We start from the raw sequence: 7,408 nt of genomic DNA, 5'->3' as shown, positions 1-7,408 counted from the left end.
ACCGCGACTGGAGATAGACGTTGTTGCTGCAAATGACTTACGAGACATACAGCGACGTGAGGCTGATATCGCAATCCGACATGTACGTCCAACTCAGCCAGATCTGACAGCAAAGCTTGTCGCCGAGGCCACCGCCCATTTTTACGCAGCACCTTCGTATCTTGATCAGGTGGGGCGACCAAAAAATGAAAACGAACTTGCGAAATTGGACTTTGTCGGGTTTGGGGACATCGACACGATGATCGGTTTTCTCGATCCGGCGGGCATAAAAGTCACCCGAAAAAGCTTCAGGATTGGCTCGCAAAGCGGGATTGTATCCTGGGAACTGGTGCGCCAAGGTTTTGGCATAAGTGTAATGTCGGATGATGTGGCTGCCTTGACACCAGGTATAGAGCGCGTGCTTCCCGACCGCGAGCCGTTTAAGTTCCCGATTTGGCTGGCGACGCACTCCGAGCTGCATACCGCACGAAGGATCAGGTTGGTGTTTGATCAGCTGGCGGATCAACTTAGCACAGGAAACATCCGGTAAACCAGGAGTTCGCTCTATGTCACAGTTTGTTCCAACGCTTTACTTGCTCTGTGGAAAAGTCGCTTTTGGAAGGCAAAGCTGCGACGCATCACCTTCACTTTTTAGACGTGCCAGATGAGGTTTGCCTGTGTCGACTTCACATGCGCAATAGAGAAGGCGCATGGCCAAATGCTCACAAAAAGCCTTCACTTGGTCGCAAACGCGTAGCGCGTGTCTTCGATGTACTGGACATGCTTGTCCGAAAATCCCCCCGCCGCGTTCGAGCTGAAGCTGGTGCCCTAAACTGACGTGTCGCCATATTCCAGCGGGTTGGCCAAAAAGTCGGTGGCACCTGTTTCGGCAAGCTCGGCACAGACCGGATGTTCAGCTGAAAGGTCGAGATCGGTCAGGCGTTTGCGCAGGGGGCCCGCTGGGTGATCAAAATTTCAACGGACTGACGTGCCACGCACCGGTCTGCACGCTTGCAGTATTCGATCCGGTGCGGGACTGATGGGTATTAGCTGACCGCAGACGCAAGGGTGGGATCATCTTCCAATTGCTTGAGCAGGCGCGCCTGTCTGACTTTGGGGTCCAGTTCGGGATCACTCAAGTAGGCCAGCATAAGGGGAACGTTTTCTTCGATCTGTTCCAGGGTCGCGACCGCCATCCCATGCGCCACGAAGGGCCGCAGATAGGTCATTCCCGACAGGATCGCCGTCTGCTGAAACGGTTTCAGAAACTCAGCCATTGAAAAGTTATTGTACCCACCTGCGTGATAGCTGTGCTCTGGACCACCGGTCGAGACAAGGATCAGCAGCTCACGCCCCTTCAATCGGTCACCGCCTGGCCCATAAGCGAAGCCATAGTTCAGCACCTGATCCATCCAGGCTTTCATGACCGGTGGTGCGGAATACCAATAGAATGGAAATTGAAACACGACACGGTCATGAGCCAACAACAAGGTCTGTTCGGTTTCGATGTCAAAGCGCATCTCGGTACCGCCAACGGCGGTCAGATCGCGGGTCGTTACATTGGATGCTTCAGAAAGCGCGTCGAACCAAGCGCGGTTGATGCGCGATTTGCTTAGATCGGGGTGAGCGGTTAGTACGAGGGTTTTCATGTTTCTGCCTCTTGTAGGAATGTTGCCGAATAATGCGTGATCAGCGGACGGCCATCGGGTCGGGTTTCAAAGCGCCAGTTTTCCTGAACGCGGGCTTCGATGTGGTCTCCCGCGATGGTCGTGGCACGAAACAGAACTTCGAACTGGGCTGCGCCGGTTGTTATTGCGACATTGCTGACGTGATGCTCGGTCGGGCGCTGCAAGGTTTCAAGCACGCCACGATACCAGGCACGCACGCGATCATGGCCGCTGAGTGTGGTGTCGACGTCTGGCATGTCCCAGTCCACATCTGGGTGGAGGTCAGGCAGGAATGCGTCGATCGGATCCAGCCTGTCAAACCTGGTAAACCAGTCAGCGATGAAACTGCGAATTTCGGGGTAATCGGTCACTTTAAGCACCTGTCGATGGTTTACTTGGCCAGTCGCTCAGGGACTGGAGCCAGCGAGTATTGGGACCAGAAAAACGTGTTTGCCGCATCCTGATCGGCGGACAGGTTGGTTGCTTCGACGATCTTGCCATTCTCGATCCGATAGACGAGGGCCCATGTCGTATCGACGTTCGGTTTGCCATCAGCGTTCGACCAGCCACGGTGGATATCAACCACATGGGTCTCATCCGCCCCGAAATAGATGGGCTCGGCCTGAAATCCGGCGATGCCCAATTGTTCGAAAAAGGCCAGTACCTCGTTCCGGCCAGTCTTGGTTCCAGACAGGGGGTGGCGACCCGGGATGTGCCATTTGACGTTTTCGTCCATCACGGCTGCGATGCCGTCCAGATCGTTGGCTCCATAGGCGGAAAAGAAGTCCTGTACGACCTTAATATTGTCTTCGGGGGATGCGGCCGTGGCGGTCTCTCCTGTGATCAGAGCAGCGGTGAGGGCAGCAACTTTGGTCAGAGTGTTCATCTTGTGTCCTCCTGAATACGTGGTGACAACCTTTTGGGCTGCGATGACACGAAGCTAACAATCCCGTAGAGGCGTGATAATTCACCCCATTAGCACTACTTTCATGTACGATATCGAATAATGAAGTAATTCGGGAACACGATGCGCCTGCCACTTGCCACGCTTGAAGTCTTTACCGCCATCTCGCGCCACGGATCGTTGCGTGCTGCGGCCGAGGCGCTGGGTATCAAGCCGTCGACCGTTAGCCATCAATTGAAAGCGTTGGAAGAACAGCTGGGCACTGCGCTCTTCATTAGAACAACGCGCTCGATCAGCCTGACCGAGGCCGGGCGCGCCCTAATCCGCGGCGCGGGGCCCGCCTTTGATCAACTCTCCGAAGCCGTCGAAAGCGCACGCAGCACCGGTCACGCTGCGCGGGGCACATTGAAACTGGCGATGCCAGAGTTTGCGTATCACCTCTATGTTGCTCCGATCCTCAAGAGTTTTGGCACCGCGTATCCCGAGATCGAACTGGAACTGTCGCTGACGGATGCGCTTTCAGACATACTCGGTGAGGAGTTGCATGCTGGATTCCGTTTGGGGGATCGTGTGGCACAAGACATGGTGGCGGTGCGGTTGACGTCGCCGCTTCCGGTGACTGTTGTCGCCAGCCCGGACTACCTGGCGGCACGGGGCATCCCGGATAGGCCGCATGATTTGTTGGGGCACACCTGTATCCGCTACAGGTTCCAGTCTTCAGGCCAGATCGCGCCGTGGAGCTTTCAATCGAGCGAAGGAGAGTATTCTGTCGACGTTCAAGGCAATCTGATCGCGAACGCCCTTCCTGCTACTGTCGATCTGGCGAAGAGAGGGTTAGGGTTAGCCTATACCTTCAGGGCTTATGTCGCCCCACAGATTGATAGCGGAGTTTTGACACCAGTTCTTGAGGATCACTTAGGTTTGACTCCCGGTATTTTCATGTATTTCCCTCGCGAGTACAAATCTATGATGCCCTTGAGGCTGTTCATCGACCACATAAAGCGCCAACAAAGCGTTTGACCCTGCGCGCGCAGTTCCAACATATCGAGAATTGCAATCCGGAGCCGCTCATTGCCCCTATGATAAGCAGATATTTACCCGTCTGAAGCAGTATCTTTCAAAAACCAGGCAGTCCGGTGCAAGTATCCCTGCCGGCGACAGCGTATCTCAGGTGTCATCGGGCTTGTGCCCATCCAGACAGATTTTGGGAGATACCGCTATGAACACCCTCGCCCTGAACACCGCCGCTGCGCTGATGGCTTCGACGGCCGCGATTGCGCAGGTTGAAACCCGCACTGTAACCTTTGAGAACGAAGGCGCCATCCTGACCGGCACGCTGTACCTGCCAGAAGAACGCGGCGACGCGCCTTTGCCCACGGTTGTCGTCACCGGAGCATGGACCTCGGTTCAAGAACAGATGCCTGCGAACTATGCTCGCGAAATGGCTGAGCGCGGCTTTGCTGCCTTCACCTTTGATTTCAGGGGCTGGGGCAAATCGGGCGATCTGCCAAACAACGTGCGCTTCGTCGAAAGCCCAAAGGCCAAAACCTCGGACATCAAGGCAGCGTTTGCATATGTTGCGACCCTTCCTGAGGTGGATGCCGATCACATCAACGGGCTCGGGATCTGCGCTTCGGCCGGGTACATGGTCGATGCCGTTTCCGGTAATCCGCTGGTTCAGCGGCTGGGTTTGGTTGCACCCTGGCTTCAGAATGAAGAGATCGTCGAAGCAGTTTATGGCGGCAAAGAAGGGGTTGCCGGGCTGATTGAGGTGTCCCATGCCGCCGAAGCCGCAGGGGGTCAGATCATTCCTGCAGCAGGCCCCGAAGGTGCCGAGGGCGTTCTGATGCCGATTGGTGGGTATTACTATGAGGCCGATCGTGGCGGCATCCCCGAATATGACGACAAGTGGAACAATGCAGGCTGGGAAGGCTGGCTGACCTATCACCCCGCCGACAATCCACAACGTTTGGACAAGCCATTGGCCATTGTGCACTCGGAAAGCGCGGCGATTCCTCAGGGTGTGCAGACCTTCCTCGCCGGTTTTGCAGGAGAGGCGACCGCCCAGTGGCTGGAGGATGTCACGCAGTTCGACTTTTACGACAACCCCGAGGATGTGACCCGCGCGGCCGATACCGTCGCTGACCACTTCCGCGCCGGTTCGACCAAATAAGCCTTATTTGGACGCTGAATAGTTTTCAGCGTCCACCGTCATCTATTAGGAGCATCCTCATGCACAGAAAACTCACATCGACCCTTGCTGCCGTCTCCATGATCGGAACCGCAGCTTTCGCCGATCAGCATGCCACCATTTCAACCGCGATCACCGATATCGCAGCGGGCGCTGACCGCCACGACTGGACCCGCGTGCGCGGCGCTTTTGCCGATACAGTGACGACCGACTACACCAGCCTTTGGGGCGGTGACCCGGTTACCCAACCCGCCGACGAACTCGTCGCAGGTTGGTCCGCATTCCTGCCCGGTTTCGACTCGACGCACCACATGGTAGCCAATCACACGATCACCTCTCTGTCCGATACATCCGCCTCAGCCCAAGCCGATTTCACTGCAACCCACCGCATTGAGGATGGCTTGTGGGTACTGGGTGGACGCTATGACTATGCGCTCGAAAAATCCGGGGACCGCTGGGTTGTCACATCGATGACCATGACCGCACTTTGGGAAATCGGAGATCGCGACCTTGTGGCGCTTGCCGGCCAGCGCGCGGCCGAGGCGAATTGAAGGAAGGAAACATGATCAGTCAGCGCATCGCACTCGTGACCGGAGCCAATCGCGGTATTGGTAAAGAAGTATCCCGGCAATTGGCCCGAGACCATGGCATGAAGGTTTTGATGGGTGCGCGTGATCTGGCAAAAGGGCGGGCTGCTGCGGATGAGATCGGATATGGGGTGGAAGCCTTGGAAATGGATGTCTCAAGTCCGGACTCTGTCGCCGCCGCCTTCTTTTTGACGGTTGAACCTGTCTACGGTCGTCTCAATGTTCTGGTGAATAATGCGGGTGTGGACTATGACACCGATCAACAGGTCCACCTCGCCGATCTGGACCGGGTACGTCGAGCGTTTGGTACGAATCTTTTCGGCCCTTGGGAGACGACGATTGCGGCGGTGCCACTGTTGCAACGAGGCACGGATGCCCGGATCGTCAACGTCTCATCTGGCGCGGGGTCGCTGACCAGCATGTCCGCCGGCACGCCCGGCTATGGCGTATCCAAAGCGGCTTTGAACGCGCTCACCCTCAAGACCGCTGCTGCGTTGAAGCCTCAGGGTATTCTCGTCAATGCCGTGTGCCCCGGCTGGGTTGCCACGGATATGGGGGGCGGGGGACGTCCGATTTCCGAGGGCGCCAAGGGCGTTGTCTGGGCTGCGACCTTGCCGAAAGGCGGCCCGACCGGAGGGTTCTTTCGCGATGGCCTCGAAATTGATTGGTAGGGTTAGCCGGGCGTCATGAAATCTACCAGCTTTCTGACCCGCGCAGGCAACAGGCGACGACTGGGATAGACGGCGAACATGTCTCGCGTCATTGGTGTCGTATCCGTGACCTGCAGCTGTTGCAACTCATCGTCCACCAGATCCAAAGGCAGCATCGCAACACCCAGATTGCGGCGGGCGGCCTGTGCAATGACATCAAGGTCGGTCAAGCTGTGCGCGATCTGCTTCGGATGCAGTGTTTCCCCACTCTCAAGCATCCAGGGCTGTCCAGCCGTCAGCGCAGGCTGCGCCAGAAAGCTGCGCCGTGATACTGGGCCGTTAAACCCGCGTTCCTGGATGAAACTCAAACCGGCGCAAAAGCAGTAAGGGACTGACCAGAGCCGTTTCGCGACAAGGCTGGAATCTGTCAGCGGGCCGACCCGAAAGGCCAGATCAATATTGTCGCGAAAGAAGTCCAGCATGACGTTTGTTGTGGTCATCTCAAGCGCCACATCAGGGTTCTGTTCCGCGAAATCCAACAGCCTAGGGCCAATGGTCGTGCGCGCGGCCAGCGGAGGCGCCGTGATGCGGATGCTCTGGCGTCTCGTGTCGTCGGTAAAGCCCGCGACACCCTGCAGCGCCTCGATCGGGTCCTGGCATCGATCCAAAAGGCGACGACCTTCTTCCGTCAGGCGAACCTGACGCGTCGTTCGCTCGAACAGTTTGGTGCCCAAGTGGTCTTCCAACTCCGCAATCCTGCGGCTGACCCGGCTGAGCGGTATCCCCAGCCTCTCCGCAGCTTTGGAAAAGCTGAGATGGTTGGCGACGACAGTAAATAGGGCAATGTCATTGTAGATCATTATTCTATTTTTGAGATTATTACTCCCAATATCAACTATTATCATTCTATTGAGCGGGCCCTACCTTCTGCGCAACAGAAGGAGACAACCCATGCCTTTCGCCACTGAAATCAGCCAAACCGGCAAGCCGGAAGTTCTGCGCAAAACCAACCGGGCGACCCCAACCCCCGATACCGGGGAAATCTTGATCCGGAACAAAGCTGGGGCGGTCAACTTTATCGACACGATCATCCGTCGCGGTGAGATGCCCGAAGGGATGATGCCCGACCTGCCTCACGTACCCGGCGTCGAAGGGGCCGGAGTGGTTGAGGCGCTGGGTGAGGGGGTACAAGGCTTCTCTGTTGGGGACCATGTGGCGTGGATGGGGCCGATTGGAGCAGGTGGATACGGCACCCATTCGGTGATCGCTGCGCCATACGTCACCCGGTTGGCCGATACCATGGACTTCGAAACCGCAGCCGCAATCCCCGTCAACGGGATGACCGCCTACCACATGCTGGTCAATCTGGGCGGCGCAGCGGCGGGCAAATCCGTACTGGTTCACGCAGCAGCCGGGGGCGTCGGTACAAT

At 57.0% G+C, this 7,408-nt stretch carries 10 protein-coding genes; 6 read left to right on the top strand and 4 right to left on the bottom strand.

Features of this window, described 5'->3' with window-relative positions; genetic code table 11:
* A partial coding sequence (locus AC2FNU_RS23010) for a LysR substrate-binding domain-containing protein (RefSeq protein WP_496793161.1) occupies positions 1–529 on the top strand: 529 nt, incomplete at its 5' end.
* Positions 530–1,025: 496 nt separating this feature from the next.
* Here the strand turns inward: AC2FNU_RS23010 and AC2FNU_RS23005 are convergent.
* From AC2FNU_RS23005 to AC2FNU_RS22995, 3 genes are read right to left on the bottom strand one after another with little or no spacing between them, the layout of a single operon-like run.
* Complete coding sequence (locus AC2FNU_RS23005; protein WP_496793159.1) at positions 1,026–1,628, bottom strand: NAD(P)H-dependent oxidoreductase; 603 nt, start codon at positions 1,626–1,628, stop codon at positions 1,026–1,028.
* The gene (locus AC2FNU_RS23000; RefSeq protein WP_496793156.1) at positions 1,625–2,017 is read right to left on the bottom strand and encodes a nuclear transport factor 2 family protein; all 393 of its coding nucleotides are present in this window, start codon (positions 2,015–2,017) and stop codon (positions 1,625–1,627) included. The genes AC2FNU_RS23005 and AC2FNU_RS23000 overlap by 4 nt, the downstream gene beginning before the upstream one ends.
* Positions 2,018–2,037: 20 nt before the next feature.
* Positions 2,038–2,532, bottom strand: a complete 495-nt coding sequence (locus AC2FNU_RS22995; RefSeq protein ID WP_496793152.1) for a nuclear transport factor 2 family protein — start codon at positions 2,530–2,532, stop codon at positions 2,038–2,040.
* 141 nt (positions 2,533–2,673) lie between these two features.
* Here AC2FNU_RS22995 and AC2FNU_RS22990 point away from each other — a divergent pair, with 141 nt between their 5' ends.
* The 4 genes from AC2FNU_RS22990 to AC2FNU_RS22975 all read left to right on the top strand — a co-directional run bounded on the left by AC2FNU_RS22990 (position 2,674) and on the right by AC2FNU_RS22975 (position 5,999).
* A complete protein-coding gene (locus AC2FNU_RS22990) occupies positions 2,674–3,570 on the top strand; it encodes a LysR family transcriptional regulator (RefSeq protein WP_496793150.1) in 897 nt (298 codons plus the stop codon).
* A gap of 199 nt (positions 3,571–3,769) precedes the next feature.
* Entirely contained in the window at positions 3,770–4,723 is a 954-nt protein-coding gene (locus AC2FNU_RS22985) for an alpha/beta hydrolase (protein ID WP_496793149.1), read from the top strand.
* A 59-nt stretch (positions 4,724–4,782) separates the two neighbouring features.
* A complete protein-coding gene (locus tag AC2FNU_RS22980) occupies positions 4,783–5,292 on the top strand; it encodes a nuclear transport factor 2 family protein (protein WP_496793146.1) in 510 nt (169 codons plus the stop codon).
* 11 nt (positions 5,293–5,303) lie between these two features.
* A complete protein-coding gene (locus tag AC2FNU_RS22975; RefSeq protein ID WP_496793144.1) occupies positions 5,304–5,999 on the top strand; it encodes an SDR family NAD(P)-dependent oxidoreductase in 696 nt (231 codons plus the stop codon).
* Between the two features lie 2 nt (positions 6,000–6,001).
* On the opposite strand, the gene AC2FNU_RS22970 is transcribed toward AC2FNU_RS22975, so the two are convergent.
* Entirely contained in the window at positions 6,002–6,838 is an 837-nt protein-coding gene (locus tag AC2FNU_RS22970; protein WP_496793140.1) for a LysR family transcriptional regulator, read from the bottom strand.
* Between the two features lie 91 nt (positions 6,839–6,929).
* Here AC2FNU_RS22970 and AC2FNU_RS22965 point away from each other — a divergent pair.
* A partial coding sequence (locus AC2FNU_RS22965; RefSeq protein ID WP_496793137.1) for a quinone oxidoreductase family protein occupies positions 6,930–7,408 on the top strand: 479 nt, incomplete at its 3' end.

The organism is Ruegeria sp. BHSB064 (genome assembly GCF_059613205.1).
This window is presented reverse-complemented; position numbering and strand designations above follow the sequence as displayed.